Consider the following 16,123-nt stretch of genomic DNA (forward strand, 5'->3'; position numbering starts at 1 on the left):
CTCGAGCATCACGGTTTTGATCCGGTAGCGCTCAGCCCTGCTGGCAAGTGCATGCTGAACGACTGGCGTCCCCGGTCGCGAACAGCAGTCCTCCTCGGCGCAGAAGGACCCGGTCTTTCAGCTACTAATATCCAGCGTGCCCACAGCGTCCAGATTGCGATGAGCGCCGGGTTCGACTCGCTCAACGTGGCAACCACGTCCGGTATTGTTCTCCACCACATTTCCGCCTTCAACACAAAAGGCAGCGAGGTGCCGGGACAGCCTAGCGGATAGTCGTCCGTATAAAAAACAGCTCGAACAAACATCGTAATGTTCGACCCATCCTCGCCATTTAGCCGCGAAATTTTGCCCCCCCCATGCGCAGACCGGCAGCTATTCCGGCAGAACGCGACCAACTAATGCCGTTCAAGTGGACCACGGCAAACGTCAGGTCTCGCCGAAACCAGTCATTCAAGGGTGGGGCAACGGCTTGACTGCTACGCAGCCTCGCTGGGGCCGACGTGGAACTGGTGGCTCATCAGCATCGCACCGGCGTAATCGGAAGTATGTTGTTCTGCCCTAAGCAAGCGTTATATGCTGCAACGCAACCAAGGAGACCATACTGCGTATCGCGATCATCGATGAGAGCCCCGTCAGGGCGGCAGTGATCGAAGAAGGCCTGCGCGAGGCAGGTCTGGCCGATGTCACGACCTTCGCAGATCGAGCAGGTATCGCAGCACGTTTGGAATGTCTTTCCCCCGATGTCATCCTTATCAATCTGGCCAATCCCCATCGCGATGAGCTTGAAGAACTGTTCGCGCTGTCGCGGGCGATGGCACGCCCCGTGGCCATGTTCGTCGATCAAAGCGATACGGCCGGTATGGAAGCGGCGATCGATGCGGGGGTGTCGGCTTATGTGGTCGATGGCCTGAAGAAGGAACGGATAAGGCCAGTCCTGGAACTGGCGATCCGGCGCTTCCGGGCCTATTCCCGGTTGCGCACCGAATTGGACGAGGCGCGAAGCGCGCTGGCGGAGCGCAAGGCGATCGACCAAGCCAAAGCGTTGTTGATGAAAAAGCGGGGAATGGACGAGCCCGCCGCTTATGCTGCGTTACGCAAAGCAGCGATGGATAGCGGTCGCCGTATTGGCGACGTCGCGGACGCTATTGTCACGGCGGACAGGTTGATGGGGGATTTATGACGAACACGCCCTACCGCATCGGCTTTCTTCCGCTGGTCGATGCCGCGTTACCTGTCCTTGCCCGTGAACTCGGTTTTGCGGAGGACGAAGGTATCGACCTGACGCTCGTCCGCGATTTGAGCTGGGCCACCGTTGGGGACCGGCTACTCTATGGCCATAGCGACGCTGCCCATATGGTCGCACCACTGGCTATCGCGACGACACTTGGGCTGGGCAGGCCTGCTGCCTCGCTGTCGGTGCCATTCGTTCTGGGACTAAACGGCAATGCCATCACAGTTCGACCGGAACTGGCGGCGAGGATCACCACCATTGGCGCGCCGGGAGATGTCACTGCCATCGGCGGGCGTTTGGCCAAAGTAGCGCAGGAAGCGGCCGTTTGCGGAAAGCCGCTACGCTTTGGCGTCGTGCACCGCTATTCGAGCCATAACTACATGCTGCGCTATTGGTTGAATGGGTGTGGCATCGATCCTGACGCCGATGTCGAAATCGTGACGGTCGCGCCGCCTTTCGCTGCCGATGCATTGGCGGATGGAACCGTCGATGGCATCTGCGTGGGCGAGCCGTGGAACAGCGTGGCTGTGGACCGGGGCGTAGGGGCGATTGTGGCAGTTACATCGCAAATCTGGCTGCGCGGCGTGGAAAAGGTTCTGGCGATGCGGACTGAGCGCATGGAAGCCGAGCCGGATATGACGCATCGTCTGATCCGAGCGCTCTATAGGGCTGGCATCGCATTCGTCGATCCAGGCAGGCTGGATGAAATCGCTACAATCCTGGCACGTCCTGCCTATCTGGACGGATCTGCGGCGCTCATCCGCCACGCGGTGTCGGATCGCATCATTTTTGCGCAGAACGCACCGGCGATCCATGTGCCAGAATTCATGTTCCAGCATCGGGAGGCCGCCAACTTCCCTTGGCAGAGCCAAGCCGCTTGGTTGTATGCCCAGATGTGCAGTGCCGGGCATCTGGACTATGTCGAAGCCGACTATCGCGCTGCGCAACAGGTGTTCCGCCCCGATATCTATCGCGCTGCGCTTCGTCCGCTCGGGGTGCCGTTACCCGGTGCCAGTTCGAAATTGGAAGGGGGCATAAACGATGCTTTGGGTGTCGGCACCACGCAAGGGCGTTTGATCCTGGGTGCGGACAGCTTTTTCGATGCGCGCAGTTTCGATCCCGAAGCTCTAGAATCCTACATCGCACAGGGCAGGCCAGACTAAATCACGCTGCACTGCAAAAAAGGCTTGCGCCGTTTCCGTAACGAAGCCATCCTTTAGCGCATAGCCACCCACTGCAACGAAGCAGTCGAGTCGGCATCACCAACATTCTGGCAAAGTCGCCGTCGCGTTCTGCATTCATGCAGGCGACGTGGCGGCTTTTTTGCGTTTTCTCAAAGGGGATTGAGACGATGACGCAATTGAATATCGCCGCAACGGGAGCAATGGGAAGCGCTCAGGCGCACCCTGCGTCCGATGGTGCCAGCTTTTGGAATGCCGGGCATCGCCCGACGTTGATCGCGGCATTCCTCTATTTCGATCTCGCCTTCATGGTGTGGGTGCTTCTGGGTCCGCTCGCGCCGATCATTTCCAAGGATCTTGGCCTAACCCCGGCGCAAAAAGGGTTGATGGTCGCCATTCCTACCTTGGCTGGGGCCATCCTGCGGTTGGTCAACGGTGTGTTGGTCGACCGCATTGGACCCAAGCGTACGGGCGCTATCGGCCAGATCGTTGTTATAGTCGGTTTGTTATGTGCATGGTTCTTCGGCATCGAAAGCTTCGAAGGCACACTTGCCGTCGGCGTCGTCCTGGGCTTTGCAGGGGCCAGTTTCGCGGTGGCCTTGCCGCTGGCATCACGTTGGTATCCTGCCGAGCATCAGGGCAAGGCAATGGGTATTGCGGGAATGGGCAATTCCGGCACCGTTCTGGCCTCTCTGTTCGCGCCGATGCTGGCAAAAGCATTTGGGTGGAACGCTGTTTTCGGTCTTGCCGCCATCCCTCTGATTATCGTGTTCGCTATCTATATGACGATTGCCAAGGACTCTCCCAGCCAACCCGCGCCTAAGCGTTTCGCGGCCTATCTCGATGTGCTTCGTCAGGCCGACGCTTGGTGGTTCATGCTTTTCTATGGCGTTACATTCGGCGGGTTCGTCGGCCTTGCCGCCAGCCTGTCCATCTACTTCACCGACCAGTTCGCGCTTAGCCCCATTGTGGCAGGCTATTGCACTGCCGCTTGCGTATTCATCGGTTCGTTGGTCCGCCCAATCGGTGGAGGCGTTGCCGACAAGATCGGCGGCATCAAGACGCTAACCTTCGTGTACGGCCTGGCCGCAATCACGCTGTTGGCGATCAGTACCAACCCGTCTTCGCTAGTGGTAGCAATGGGACTGTTCCTGCTGGTGATGGCTACGCTCGGCTTCGGCAACGGCGCGGTGTTCCAATTGGTGCCGCAACGCTTTGGTGCCGAAATTGGGGTAATGACGGGCCTCGTGGGCTTTGGCGGCGGTGTTGGCGGCTTCTATCTTGCCTCGTCATTGGGCTTTGCCAAGCAACTGACAGGCAGCCCGGCGGCGGGCTTCCTCATCTTCGCAGGATTGGCGGCCATCGCACTGATCGGTTTGCTCTCGGTCAAGACCCGCTGGCGTGCCACCTGGGGCTCGGCTGCTGCTGGGGTGCGGGTCTGATGAACGTCCGTCACGTCCTTCTGCTGGCGGGAGGGCTGGTTTCTTCACCAGCCCTCGCCGATCCGATCACCCTTAAGCCAATTGTCGATGCGCGTATCCGTTATGAGCATGTCGATCAGGATTCCGTGGCTCGCGATGCCGATGCGGTTACCGCACGTATTCGTGCAGGCGTAGAAGCCGCGCGCGGCGACTTTACGGTGCTGATCGAGGGCGAAGGTATTCTTGCGATCAACGGCAACTATAATAGTGGCGTGAATGGCAAGACGGCCTTCCCCATCGTACCGGATCCGCAGACAATCGGCCTGAACCGCACGCAAATCCGGTATCGTGGTTTGCCCAACACCTTGGTCACTGTCGGACGGCAGCGCATCAACCTGGAGGATCAGCGCTTCGTCGGATCGGTTGCGTGGCGCGACAATGAGCAGACGTTCGATGCCGCGCGCATCGAATGGTCAGCCATCCCCCATCTGAAAGCCGATGTGACCTACGCTTGGTCCAACCGGACAATATGGGGCATCGACGGCGGCAATCGCTTCGGCCCGGCGCGGTATGAATCGATCGATGGCAAGAATATTTTCGCCAATCTGGCTTTGACCACCAATGTCGGCACGCTGACGGGCTTTACCTATCTCGTCGATCAGAATGAAGCGTTGGTGCTGCGCAACAGCAGTCAAACTTATGGTGCACGGTTTGCTGGCGCCCATGCGTTCACGCCCAAGGCCAAGCTGGGCTACATGCTAAGCTACGCACGGCAGAGCGATTACCATAACAATCCAAACCGCTACTCCGCCGACTATTATGCTGCCGACGTCACACTCGATCTCGCGGCTTTGCGGCTTGGCGGCGGCTATGAAGTTCTGGGCGCCGATGACGGCGTGGCGGTGACGAGTTTCCAGACGCCGCTGGCCACGCTCCACAAGTTCAACGGCTGGGCCGACAAGTTCCTGGTCACACCGCCCGAGGGACTGACGGACGCTTACGGATCGATAGGCTATGGATGGAAAAAGGCCGGACCGTTTGATGCGATTGCCCTGACCGCGGTCTACCATCGGTTTCGCAGCGAACGCAGCGATCGCCATTATGGTGACGAGCTGAACGTGCAGGCCACGTTCAAACGCGGACGCACGAGCGCCCTCATCAAATATGCGGATTACAAAGCCGACAGCTACGCGACCGACACGCACAAGGTCTGGCTCTCGTTGGAATGGACAATATGACTCAGATTCAAAAACCTCATCTGGTCGTCGTCGGGAATGGAATGGCCGGGTGCCGTGCGGTGGAGGAAATACTGGCGCGTGATCCCGATCGCTATCGGATCACGATCTTCGGCGCTGAGCCACGGGTGAACTACAACCGGATCATGTTGTCGCCGCTTCTGGCCGGAGACAAATCGTTCGACGACATCGTCATCAACGATCTTGCTTGGTATGCCGACAATGCCATCGATCTGGTCTCAGGCGATCCGGTTGTTGCTATCGACAGGAAGATTCAGACCGTGACGGCCCGGTCGGGTCGCACCGAAAGCTATGATCGCCTCCTGCTGGCCACGGGATCGGACCCATTCATCATTCCTTGTCCGGGCCACGACCTGCAAGGTGTCGTCACGTTTCGCGATATGGATGATGTGGGTGCCATGCTGCGTGCGGCAGCCAGCGAAGACGATGTGCCCAGAAGTGCTGTCGTGATCGGCGGCGGCTTGCTGGGGTTGGAAGCAGCCCACGGGCTATCGCTGCGCGGCATGACCGTAACGGTGTTACATCTGATGCCGACGCTGATGGAGCGGCAACTGGATGAAGCGGCGGGCTGGCTTCTTAAAAATGCGCTGGAGGCGCGTGGCCAGACGATCCTGACCGGGGCAGATACTGCGGAGATATACGGACAGGGCAAGGTCGAAGGCGTGCGACTTAAGGACGGGCGCGACATTCCCGCTTTGCTGGTCGTAATGGCAGTGGGCATCCGCCCGAACGTCAAGCTCGCTCGTGACGCCGGACTCGCAATCGGTCGCGGCATCCACGTCGACGATCATATGGTCACGTCGGATGCCAACATCCTCGCGGTCGGCGAATGCGTCGAGCATAACGGGAACGTCTATGGCCTAGTCGCGCCTTTGTGGGACATGTGCCGCAGCCTGGCCGACGCTTTGGTCGCGACGCCAAGTGGTTACACTGGATCGGTCACTTCAACGAAGCTGAAGGTGTCAGGCATCGACGTCTTTTCTGCAGGTGATTTTTCCGGCGGCGAAGGCTGCGAGGACATAGTGATGCGGGACGCCTCGCGCGGGGTGTACAAGCGCGTGGTGGTGAAGAACGACCGCGTGATCGGCGCGGTGCTGTATGGCGATACGCAGGACGGCAACTGGTATTTCGATTTGCTCAAGCGCCAGCAGGATGTCGCCGAAATCCGTGACGCCCTGATCTTCGGGCAGGCCTTCGCATCGGGAGGAGCGGCATCGGCAAACCCTAATGGGGCAGTCGCGGCCCTGGCGGACGACGCCGAAATCTGCGGCTGCAACGGAGTGAGTAAAGGCAAGGTCGTGGCGGCGATCTGCGGCGGCGCGGAAACGCTGGACGCTGTGCGCGCCTGTACGAAAGCGTCGGCTTCCTGCGGATCGTGCACGGGTCTGGTCGAAGGGTTGCTCGCCATCACGATGGGCGACGATTATGCCGGAGAACGCGCTGCGCCAACGGTATGCAAATGCACGAGCTTTACGCATGAGGACGTGCGCCGCCTCATTCTCGAGCGGGAATTGAAGGCGATACCGCAGGTAATGCAAGCTCTGCACTGGACCACGCCTGACGGATGTTCCTCCTGTCGGCCTGCGCTCAACTATTACCTGCTCTGCGCCTGGCCGGGCGAATTCGTCGATGACAATCAATCGCGGTTCGTGAACGAGCGGATGCACGCCAATATTCAAAAAGACGGCACCTATTCAGTGGTGCCCCGTATGTGGGGCGGGGTTACCAACCCAAAGGAATTGCGCGCCATCGCCGACGTGGCGGAAAAATATGAAGCGCGAATGGTGAAAGTCACCGGCGGGCAACGGCTCGACATTTTCGGGATCAGCAAAGAGGATTTGCCAGCGGTCTGGGCCGATCTCAACGCCGCCGGGATGGTCAGCGGCCATGCTTATGCCAAAGCGCTGCGGACGGTGAAGACCTGTGTCGGTTCCGAATGGTGCCGCTTCGGCACACAGGATTCGACGGGCCTCGGCATCAAGACCGAACAGATGACCTGGGGCAGCTTTATGCCGCATAAATTCAAGATTGCGGTGTCGGGATGTCCCCGCAACTGTGCGGAGGCGACCATCAAGGATTTCGGCGTCATCTGCGTCGACAGCGGATATGAACTGTCGATCGGCGGCAATGGTGGCATCAAGCTGCGCGGCACGGATTTTCTGTGCAAGGTCACGACCGAGCAAGAAGCGCTCGATTATTGCGCGGCCTTCATCCAGCTTTATCGCGAAGAAGCGCGATATCTCGATCGCACAGCCCCTTGGGTTGAGCGAGTGGGGCTGGAGTATATCAAGCAGCGAATCGTCGACGACGCCACAGGGCGCGAAGCGTTGCGTGCGCGCTTCCTCTATTCGCAAAGCTTTATGCAGGACGACCCGTGGGCGAAGCGGGCCGCAGGGGAGGAGTACAAGCTCCATCAGCATCTGGCGGAAATACGGCCGACGCCTACCCCGTCCAGACCCGTGATGGAGCTTGCATGATGGAACCGCAATGGCTCGATATCGGTCCCGTGGATCAGCTTCCCGCGCTGGGCGCACGTACGCTTCCCGTGCGCGGGGGGCAGGAGATCGCGATCTTCCACACCGCCAATGGTGAGGTCTATGCGCTGGCTAATGCCTGCCCGCACAAGGCTGGCCCGCTCAGTCAGGGCATCGTCCACGATACGACGGTCACCTGCCCGCTCCACAATTGGCGTATCTCGCTGGTGACGGGGCAGGCGCTGGGCGAGGATAAGGGCTGTGTACCGGTCATCCCCGTCAAGATCGACGGCGGCCGCATATTGATCGGTCGCGCAGAAGCCTTGGCCGGAGTTGCCTGAATGACGTCCGTGCCCGCAACGGTAAAGACGGCCTGCCCATATTGCGGTGTCGGTTGCGGCGTACTGGCCACTGCCACTGGCGGGCGCGGGGCGACCATCGCGGGCGACCCCAATCACCCAGCTAACAATGGCAGGCTGTGTTCGAAGGGCACGCATCTGGAAGAAACGATCGGCCTTGAGGGGCGGCTGTTGCACCCGATGATTGGTTCGGAGAGGGCTGGCTGGCACGAGGCGTTAGATCTCGTCGCCAGCCGCTTCGCCGCAACCATCGCCGAACATGGTCCCGACAGCGTCGCATTCTACGCATCGGGCCAGATGCTGACCGAGGATTACTACGCTGCCAACAAGCTGATGAAAGGATTCATCGGCACGGCGAATATCGACACCAATTCGCGGCTGTGCATGGCCAGCGCCGTCGCGGCGCATGTTCGCGCTTTTGGCGAGGATGTGGTGCCGTGCAGTTACGAGGATCTGGATCAGGCCGATCTCATCCTTCTGGTCGGTTCCAACACCGCCTGGTGCCATCCCGTCGTCTGGCAGCGTATCGAGGCCGCGCGCGCGGCGCGCGGCACGAAACTGGTCGTCATCGACCCGCGCCGCACGGAAACTGCCGAGCGAGCCGACCTGCATCTGGCCATCGCTCCCGACACAGACATCGCCTTGTTCAACGGACTGTTGCTGGAAATGAAGGCACGCTGGCAGCTGGATGGGGGTCATCTTGCAACCCGAACCAGCGTAAACGACGGCTTTTGGGAAAGCATAGCGACATCCGATGTCGCAGCGATTTGCGATGTTGCCCCGGCCGATCTGGCCACCTTCTACGATCTGTTCACCGACCATCCGCGCACCGTCACGTTGTTCAGCCAAGGGGTGAACCAGTCGACTAGCGGCACGGACAAGGCCAATGCGATCATCAACCTGCATCTGGCAACGGGACGCATCGGCAAGCCCGGCTCAGGCCCGTTCAGCATCACCGGGCAGCCCAATGCAATGGGCGGGCGCGAAGTCGGCGGTCTGGCGTCGATGCTTGCCGCGCATATGGGGTTCAGCGATGCCGAGCGGGACCGCGCACAACGGTTCTGGCAATCGCCCACCATCTGCCCCGGACCGGGCCTGAAAGCCGTCGATATGTTCGACGCTATGGCGAAGGGCAAGATTAAGGCCGTGTGGATCATGGCGACCAACCCCGCCGTGTCGATGCCGGATGCACGCATGGTGCGCGTCGCGTTGGCCAATTGCCCATTCGTTGTCGTGTCGGACTGCATCGCCGACACCGACACGCAACGCTACGCACAGGTCCGACTGCCCGCATTGGCGTGGGGCGAAAAGGATGGGACCGTCACCAATTCGGAGCGTCGCATCTCCCGCCAGCGCAGCTTTATGACGGCGCCAGACGAAGCGCGCGCGGACTGGTGGCAGGTGGCGGAAGTCGGCAAACGCATGGGGTTTTCAGAAGCCTTTGCCTACCCCGATGCAGCGAGCGTCTTTCGCGAGTTTGCAGCGCAGACAGGCTTTGAGAATGCAGGAACGCGGGTGCTCGACATCTCGGATCGGGCCACGATGAGCAATGCAGACTATGACGACATGGCGCCGTTTCAGTGGGGTGGTGCATCGCCCTTTGCCACGCGCGATTATCCTACAGCAGACGGCAAGGCGCGTCTGATCCCGGTCACTTATGTTCCGCGCGCCGATGGCTCCCGTGGAATGCCGATGCGCCTCAATACGGGGCGTTATCGCGATCAGTGGCACACGATGACGCGCACTGGCCTGTCGCCAAAACTGTCCCAGCATCGCCGCGAGCCTCTTGTGGAGATTCATCCCGATACCGTCCGGCGTCTCGGTCTGACCGATGGCGGACTGGCGCGCGTGGCAACCCCGCATGGCGCATCGATTTTCCGTGTCGCCGCAACGGCCGATCAGCGTCGCCGCGAAATGTTCGTGCCCATTCACTGGAGCGACCAGACCAGCGGCGGCGGTCGGACGGGGCTATTGCCCGGCAACGACCGCGATCCCGTGTCAGGACAACCGGGCTTCAAGAACATCCCTGCAACGGCCAGCGCCTACAAGCCGGGCTGGACCGCGTTCCTCGTCACCCGCACGCGCCCCGCCGCACCGGATTGCGCTTATTGGACGGCAATCCGCACAGCAAATGGCTGGCTGATCGAACTGGCTGGCGACGGCGACCCTGCCGATCTCGTCGCGCTGCTTCCGCAAGGTGAACGCGCGGAGATGATCGACGCGCGGCGCGGCGTGATCCGATCTGCTGTGGTCGTCGATGGCCATTTACATGCTGCGCTCTTCGCATCGCGCAGCGGCGGCCTGCCTCCGCGCGAATGGCTCGTTGCCCGGTTGGGGCAGGGGAACACGCCAATGATAGAGGTGCTAGCCGGGCGGCCCGCTACCCCGGTCGCTGATCGCGGCCCTATCGTTTGCGTCTGTTTCGATATCGGATTGAAAACCATCGTCAGCGCCATCGCGGATCAAAGCCTGATCAGCGTCGAGGCTGTGGGCAAAGCCATCAACGCAGGTACGAATTGCGGGTCATGCCGACCCGCCATCGCAAACCTAATCCCCCGGCAAAAGGAACTGGCGCATGGATGATTTGATCGCACCGGGAGATGTATGGCTGGTGGGGGCCGGCCCCGGCGACCCCGATCTGTTGACGCGAAAAGCCGAGCGGTTGATCCGCAATGCCGACATCATTTTCTACGATGCGCTGGTCGGTCCCGGAGTGCTTGCGCTTATTCCCGATACGACCCCCCGTGTCAGCGTGGGTAAACGTTCGGGGCGTCATTCGAAAGATCAGCGCAGCATCAACGAGCTGTTGCTCGACGCCGCATTATCCGGCCAGCGTGTCGTGCGGTTGAAAGGTGGCGATCCTGGCATTTTCGGCCGGGCCGGGGAAGAAATCGCGCATCTGGCCGAGCACGGCATCGGCGTATACATTTGCCCGGGCATCACCGCTGCTAGTGCGGCTGCTGCCAGTGCCACAGTTTCGCTGACTATGCGTGGCATGGCCGGCGGACTGACCCTTCTGACCGCTCATGCCCGGGCGGGGGCTACGCTCGACATCGATTGGGCGCGGTTGGCCGATCCTGCGACGACGCTCTGCATCTACATGGGCAAAGCGGCCGCGCGGATGGTATCGCAGCAACTGATCGCAGCCGGATTGTCGCGCGACACACCGGCGATAGTCGTTGAAAATGCCAGCCTGCCGAATGAGGGCGTCGTGCGAACACGACTGGACCTGCTGGAAATTGCGACTGCCGCCGCCTTGCGCGATGGCCCTGCAGTCTTGTTAATAGGAATGGCACTTGCCGGGCAAGGCAATGCCAAGGAGGAACACGCTTATTTCGCTGCTCGAAACTAATTGCTCGCTGCGCCAACTCTAGGACCAGGACTCTCTTGATAGAGCCAAAAAAAAGATGTCGGTGGTAGTAAGCACGATGTCGGAAAATCTCAGGAGTCTCAATTAGATCGCCCCGATCATATCAATGCGTGCTGGCGCAAGTCGGACCGCAAAGCCGCCTGTACGGCAGCTACCTCCACGTCCAAGATTCGAGCCGACCTCACCTATCGGCCAATTTCGATGGAACCTCAGGGAAAGATGCCGGTCCGGACCTGAGGACCAACAAAGCGCGCCTGCAACAATGGCTCTTTATGCGAGTGTCGGCTTTGCGGCGACGGTATTCCGATAGCTGGCCATGCTATAGCAATTGTCAGACATCGATTACTTAGCCTTTAGACAGCATCACGATGCCCGACAACTGGAGAAACGTTGCCAGCGATGGGCTATTTAATAAAGTCAGGCTTTATAACTTTAATTCGGCGATACTTTGCCTCGATCAAGCTGAATAGGCCAAATAGCGCTAAACCAACGGCCACGACCGCTAATAGCAACGCGCCATAACTCTGGGACCTCAATTGCTGTAGCGCTTCACCCAAACCGCCCGCCTGATCCGGATCATGATTGAGCGCCGCCATGATGACGAATGAACCGATCATAGCAAAAATCAATGCACGAGCAGCATATCCAAAGCGTCCTATCCAGCGCACATAATCCGGGGCAGGAACATCTCCACCCATTTTGTCGAACCGCGCCTTATAGGCCTTACGACCCTGAGCGGTTGCAACTGCCCAAAGAAGAACTCCTACCAACACCAAGAGGAAAACGCCGCCGGGCTGTTCGAGGACCCAGGCTGACCAGCTTTCCGCGTTTTGATCGCCCGGACTACCTTGTTGCGCTGAAGTTTTCCTAAATGCCAAGCGCGTCGTCGCAACGGCTAGTATAATATGCGTAATTCCACTCAAGGCATTACCAACCCGGGCAAACTTCCCCTTGGTATCCCGGCTACGGTTCTCGGGATCCATAATTGCGTCAGTCAACCGCCAGACGGCATAGCCAGCAAATCCTAGGGCGCAAACTCCAAGCAGGACGTGACCGAATGGAGCATAGGCTAGTGTTCCAAGGGCACCTTGATTATCTTTTAGTTGACCGCCGTTCACAGCGACATCGAGCGCGAACCATCCTATTATTAGATACACCAGACCTCGGGCAGCGAAGCCAATCCGCGCAAACAATGTCATCCGTTCATTATAGTGCATATCGCCCTCCTTTTGGACGCTAATGTGCGGCCACGACTTACGTTCCTTTCGTGCATCAGCTTTGTCAGCCTCTGGACTTGACCGTTGAAAGATAGCGGAGCCGAAGTTCACACATGGCGCCAATCGCTATTTGAACCCTTGGCGATTGGGCCGTAATTAAGTCGAGGAAGACTTTGAAGTTTACTACCAACCATTATAAAAAATGCCCACCTTCCGGAGAAGGTGGGCAGGATCAACCTCGGGTCGCAAGGTTTGCGACAAACAAAATTCTCACTGCAGAAATTGGTTCCTCAGCAAAAAATACGCTCGCAACAACCCATCTTTTTCCACATCAAAAACGACATTTGCCATTTTCGTTTGGCCAAACATGCTTAATCCTCGCCATTGTCCTTAACGCCAACGGTGGGCACTTCCACTTCTTCCGTCTTGGTTCCGACCACAACTTCCTTGCTGTCGACATCGACCTTAGGAAGAGCTCCGCCCTGAACGCTAACTTCGGGAATATCTCCACCCGTTACGTCGGCTTTCCAAAACCCTGTGGCGAACAACACGCCGATAATCACCAGAACCGCAGCCAGAATAATGGCAATGGTCTTGCCCGACCCGCTTTTTCTCACGACCGTACGATCACCATAGGGATCATTGCGAACGTCAACCATGCCTTATTCCTCCTCTTGATTTCTATCCTGCCGAACGGACACCAAAACATTTTGTTCCGCTAAAGTAACGTAGGTCTAAGGCTTGCCTTTGCTTTCACAAAGACGACGACAAGCGTGACCGTGTGGAAGTGTGACCACCATTGCGATACAGTATGTCAGAGGCGGTTTCAGTGGATATGGCACTGGAAGGCGTATCCACCGATACCAAAATCCCTTCGGCGCCTAAATTATCACTGTAATACACAGCATCTTCTTTGGAGACGCCATGCTCGACCAGCGTCTCGTTCAATGTGCCCGCAGCCGCGCCCGCTACAGCTCCTATGGCAACTGCACTTGGAATGGCGGCAGCAGCAATCGCACCTGCAGCAACCAAGGGGCCTACGCCTGGAATTGCAAGGGCTGCAACACCAAGGCCGGCGCCGAGTGCTCCGCCGCCAAGTATCCCACGAAGAACGCTGCCGTGCTCATCCGGGCCAGTGCTATCCCCGTTCACGGTGTCATTCGACATCGCACTATGGTCTTGTTGTGTAACGATAGAGATAGCGCTCTGAGGTACGCCAGCGGCGTGAAGTTCGGCAACTGCGTTTTCTGCTTCCGTCACGGAGTCAAAAAGGGCCGAGGCGATGAAAGAATCCATGATAAATTATCCTGTGTTAGCGAACAGAGCCGCGACGAAAAAGATTGATGATGGCGAGCAGCGCTACGGCGCCGACCAGCGAAACCAGAACAGATTGAATGCTGATCGAGCCGCTGGTTATGGGCGCACCACCGATTAAGGGCGTCACGATTAACCCTGCAAGCACTGCGCCGACGATGCCCACAACAACGTTGAGAAAGATGCCCTGTTGAGCGTCAGTCCGCATAATGATGCTGGCTAGCCATCCGACTACGCCGCCGACGATTAGAAGAATGATCAGTCCCATAAAAAACTCCCTATCTGATGTGCAGGGTGCTTAAACGGTTTGGGCCAAGGGAATGTTCAACGTCAAGACAATGGTCACAGGTCGCTGATGGGTATAAATTTACTATCTGCACTAGTGACATGCTCTGGAACCATGATCGGTCGTTGAACGCTCTGCGGTCATGTCTGATGATCAATCACGCCAAATCGCCAAGCAGCCCTCGCTCCGCCACCTTGAACAATTGATGGCACAGTTCCTCGATGGGGTGATCCTTATCGATACTGCTGGCACGATAATCAGTGCCAATACCGCAGCATTACGTATGCACGGGGTGTCATCGCCCTCGCAGCTTGGGCAAACAGCAGAGGAATATGCCCAGCGCTTTTCGCTGCGCGACGCAAGTCATCGTGTCCTTAAGCATCGTGAATACCCGCTTTTTCGTTTGCTCGCTGGCGAAACCTTTCCCGATCTCACAGTAGAGGTCATGCCGAAGGGCGAGGAGGACGTACGCTGGATACATAACGTGCGCGATGTCACAATGGATGAAGATGGCGGTGATCCAGATTGTCTGGCCTTGGTCATCAGTGACGTTTCTGAGCAGTTCAATGCAGAAACCCGTTTCAACGCCATGTTCCAGGCTAACCCGGCCCCCGCTTTGATCATCAGCATGCGCGACCAGCGCATCTCTCAGGCTAATCCGGGATTTCTAGAATTGACGAGGTTCAACCTCGATGATGTGATTGGCCGAACCGTATTTGGTCTGGACCTGCTTGGTGCGCTTGCAGAACCGCACAAGGTGAAACGGCAGATCGAGGCGGGGGAGGTAGTGCAGCAGGCCGAGGCGGAACTGCTCGTCAAGGATGGATCACGGCGGCTTGTTCTGTTCGCAGGGCAACCGATTGACGTTACCGAAGACGATGCGCTATTGCTTACCTTTGCTGACTTGGAACCGCGTCGATTAGCTGAACACGCTCTGGCAGCCAGCGAGCGTCACCTTTCCTCCATTTTTGAGATAGCGCCCTCAGCGATGGTCTTGACGCAAGAGCCCAAGCACACCGTAGCAATGGTCAATGCAGCATTCCGTGCGCTTACCGGCCATGATGATGATCAAGCTGTGGGTCATACTATGGACGCCTTGCAACTTTGGGAAAGCGCTGACCATCACGCTTTCGCGAACGATGAAGTCAGAAAAACTGGAGGCTTTCGAAACTGGGACTGTCGGCTCAAGCATCGTAACGGAACCCGTATAGACTGTCTCGTGTCGGCTCAGACTGTGGGGCTAAAAGGTACTACGTTTTTGCTGTGGGCCTTTCATGATATCTCGGAGCGTAGACGATCGGAGCTTGAGTTGGTTGAGGCCATTGAAGCGGTTATGAAAGACGCAAGCTGGCTAAGTCGGTCCATAATCGACAAACTCGCTACGCTTCGTCGGCCAGCACCGCCTACGGGCCACGCAGAACTGAGTGCGCGCGAGCGGGAAATCTTAGAGCTGGTGTGTCAGGATCTCGATGACGCCGCGATAGCGGACCGTCTGAGTATTTCTCGTAACACTCTAAGAAATCATATCGCGCGAATCTATGCAAAGACAGGCGTTTCGCGGCGCACCGGCGCTGTCATTTGGGGAAGAGAAAGAGGAATGGGCGCAAGATCTGGTTGATGCGGAAAAAGCCTACGCCGCCCTTTGCGCCATCGCTGCGAATTAACGTCAGTTTTAGACCATCTGCCAAAAAGCTGTGGAACGCTTTGAAATGCAAACGGTCTTACGGCAATAACAAATCCTATTGCTCTCCTTTTGGTGTTGTTCGGGTGTAACGAAGATCTTTCCCAATGCGAGCGCATTAGCGTGGAGGCGACGACTTATTTGTCGATGAATGATTGCCGCAATCAGCAATCGATAGCGCTGAAATCAAATTCAACAAAAGGCGCCGATTACCCAACAGTCGTTGCGTACTGCCTTACGTCTGATCAAATTGCAGGCAAGGGCTCCAAATCTGTCAATCTCAACAACTAAATGGCAGCCCTTGGCGGAACTGCAGGTGCTTATGCGTTACCA

Annotated in this window: 14 protein-coding genes; 10 read left to right on the plus strand and 4 right to left on the minus strand. The window is 58.1% G+C overall.

What is annotated here, in order from left to right; genetic code table 11:
• From LQ220_RS20480 to cobA, 9 genes are all read left to right on the plus strand, one after another.
• The coding region (locus LQ220_RS20480) for a TrmH family RNA methyltransferase (RefSeq protein WP_290369073.1) at window positions 1-273 on the plus strand (273 nt) is incomplete at its 5' end.
• A gap of 328 nt (window positions 274-601) precedes the next feature.
• The gene (locus LQ220_RS20485; RefSeq protein WP_230190012.1) at window positions 602-1,180 is read left to right on the plus strand and encodes an ANTAR domain-containing protein; all 579 of its coding nucleotides are present in this window, start codon (window positions 602-604) and stop codon (window positions 1,178-1,180) included.
• A complete protein-coding gene (locus LQ220_RS20490; RefSeq protein WP_230189973.1) occupies window positions 1,177-2,394 on the plus strand; it encodes an ABC transporter substrate-binding protein in 1,218 nt (405 codons plus the stop codon). Before LQ220_RS20485 ends, LQ220_RS20490 begins: the two co-directional genes overlap by 4 nt.
• 221 nt (window positions 2,395-2,615) lie before the next feature.
• A complete protein-coding gene (locus LQ220_RS20495; RefSeq protein ID WP_230190013.1) occupies window positions 2,616-3,854 on the plus strand; it encodes a nitrate/nitrite transporter in 1,239 nt (412 codons plus the stop codon).
• Complete coding sequence (locus LQ220_RS20500) at window positions 3,854-5,071, plus strand: alginate export family protein (protein ID WP_230189974.1); 1,218 nt, start codon at window positions 3,854-3,856, stop codon at window positions 5,069-5,071. The genes LQ220_RS20495 and LQ220_RS20500 overlap by 1 nt, the downstream gene beginning before the upstream one ends.
• Complete coding sequence (nirB, locus tag LQ220_RS20505; protein WP_230189975.1) at window positions 5,068-7,566, plus strand: nitrite reductase large subunit NirB; 2,499 nt, start codon at window positions 5,068-5,070, stop codon at window positions 7,564-7,566. Before LQ220_RS20500 ends, nirB begins: the two co-directional genes overlap by 4 nt.
• A complete protein-coding gene (gene nirD / locus LQ220_RS20510) occupies window positions 7,566-7,904 on the plus strand; it encodes a nitrite reductase small subunit NirD (RefSeq protein ID WP_230190014.1) in 339 nt (112 codons plus the stop codon). Before nirB ends, nirD begins: the two co-directional genes overlap by 1 nt.
• Window positions 7,905-10,505 carry a nitrate reductase gene (locus LQ220_RS20515; RefSeq protein WP_230189976.1) on the plus strand — a complete coding sequence of 867 codons (2,601 nt, stop codon included), beginning with the start codon at window positions 7,905-7,907 and terminating at the stop codon, window positions 10,503-10,505.
• The gene (gene cobA / locus LQ220_RS20520; protein ID WP_230189977.1) at window positions 10,498-11,274 is read left to right on the plus strand and encodes a uroporphyrinogen-III C-methyltransferase; all 777 of its coding nucleotides are present in this window, start codon (window positions 10,498-10,500) and stop codon (window positions 11,272-11,274) included. The genes LQ220_RS20515 and cobA overlap by 8 nt, the downstream gene beginning before the upstream one ends.
• A 422-nt stretch (window positions 11,275-11,696) precedes the next feature.
• On the opposite strand, the gene LQ220_RS20525 is transcribed toward cobA, so the two are convergent.
• The 4 genes from LQ220_RS20525 to LQ220_RS20540 all read right to left on the minus strand — a co-directional run bounded on the left by LQ220_RS20525 (window position 11,697) and on the right by LQ220_RS20540 (window position 14,091).
• Window positions 11,697-12,509 carry a DUF1206 domain-containing protein gene (locus LQ220_RS20525; protein WP_230189978.1) on the minus strand — a complete coding sequence of 271 codons (813 nt, stop codon included), beginning with the start codon at window positions 12,507-12,509 and terminating at the stop codon, window positions 11,697-11,699.
• A gap of 371 nt (window positions 12,510-12,880) precedes the next feature.
• On the minus strand, window positions 12,881-13,168 hold the full coding sequence (locus LQ220_RS20530; RefSeq protein ID WP_230189979.1) for a hypothetical protein: 288 nt from the start codon (window positions 13,166-13,168) through the stop codon (window positions 12,881-12,883).
• Between the two features lie 94 nt (window positions 13,169-13,262).
• Complete coding sequence (locus LQ220_RS20535) at window positions 13,263-13,805, minus strand: hypothetical protein (protein WP_230189980.1); 543 nt, start codon at window positions 13,803-13,805, stop codon at window positions 13,263-13,265.
• 16 nt (window positions 13,806-13,821) lie between these two features.
• Window positions 13,822-14,091: a GlsB/YeaQ/YmgE family stress response membrane protein gene (locus LQ220_RS20540; protein WP_230189981.1), complete on the minus strand. Its 270-nt coding sequence runs from the start codon at window positions 14,089-14,091 to the stop codon at window positions 13,822-13,824.
• 160 nt (window positions 14,092-14,251) lie between these two features.
• Between LQ220_RS20540 and LQ220_RS20545 the strand changes: the two genes are divergently transcribed.
• Window positions 14,252-15,727 carry a PAS domain S-box protein gene (locus LQ220_RS20545; RefSeq protein WP_230189982.1) on the plus strand — a complete coding sequence of 492 codons (1,476 nt, stop codon included), beginning with the start codon at window positions 14,252-14,254 and terminating at the stop codon, window positions 15,725-15,727.
• The last annotated feature ends 396 nt before the right edge of the window (window positions 15,728-16,123 follow it).

Origin of the sequence: Sphingobium sp. CECT 9361 (genome assembly GCF_918741285.1) — a bacterium.
Classification (GTDB): domain Bacteria; phylum Pseudomonadota; class Alphaproteobacteria; order Sphingomonadales; family Sphingomonadaceae; genus Sphingobium.

What these genes read in the sequence shown, in the direction of transcription:
- LQ220_RS20490 (WP_230189973.1), top strand. Translation starts at nt 1,177, where the DNA reads ATGACGAACACGCCCTACCGCATCGGCTTTCTTCCGCTGGTCGATGCC.
- LQ220_RS20495 (WP_230190013.1), top strand. Translation starts at nt 2,616, where the DNA reads ATGGGAAGCGCTCAGGCGCACCCTGCGTCCGATGGTGCCAGCTTTTGG.
- LQ220_RS20500 (WP_230189974.1), top strand. Translation starts at nt 3,854, where the DNA reads ATGAACGTCCGTCACGTCCTTCTGCTGGCGGGAGGGCTGGTTTCTTCA.
- nirB (WP_230189975.1), top strand. Translation starts at nt 5,068, where the DNA reads ATGACTCAGATTCAAAAACCTCATCTGGTCGTCGTCGGGAATGGAATG.
- nirD (WP_230190014.1), top strand. Translation starts at nt 7,566, where the DNA reads ATGGAACCGCAATGGCTCGATATCGGTCCCGTGGATCAGCTTCCCGCG.
- LQ220_RS20515 (WP_230189976.1), top strand. Translation starts at nt 7,905, where the DNA reads ATGACGTCCGTGCCCGCAACGGTAAAGACGGCCTGCCCATATTGCGGT.
- cobA (WP_230189977.1), top strand. Translation starts at nt 10,498, where the DNA reads ATGGATGATTTGATCGCACCGGGAGATGTATGGCTGGTGGGGGCCGGC.
- LQ220_RS20525 (WP_230189978.1), bottom strand. Translation starts at nt 12,509, where the DNA reads ATGCACTATAATGAACGGATGACATTGTTTGCGCGGATTGGCTTCGCT.
- LQ220_RS20530 (WP_230189979.1), bottom strand. Translation starts at nt 13,168, where the DNA reads ATGGTTGACGTTCGCAATGATCCCTATGGTGATCGTACGGTCGTGAGA.
- LQ220_RS20535 (WP_230189980.1), bottom strand. Translation starts at nt 13,805, where the DNA reads ATGGATTCTTTCATCGCCTCGGCCCTTTTTGACTCCGTGACGGAAGCA.
- LQ220_RS20540 (WP_230189981.1), bottom strand. Translation starts at nt 14,091, where the DNA reads ATGGGACTGATCATTCTTCTAATCGTCGGCGGCGTAGTCGGATGGCTA.
- LQ220_RS20545 (WP_230189982.1), top strand. Translation starts at nt 14,252, where the DNA reads ATGTCTGATGATCAATCACGCCAAATCGCCAAGCAGCCCTCGCTCCGC.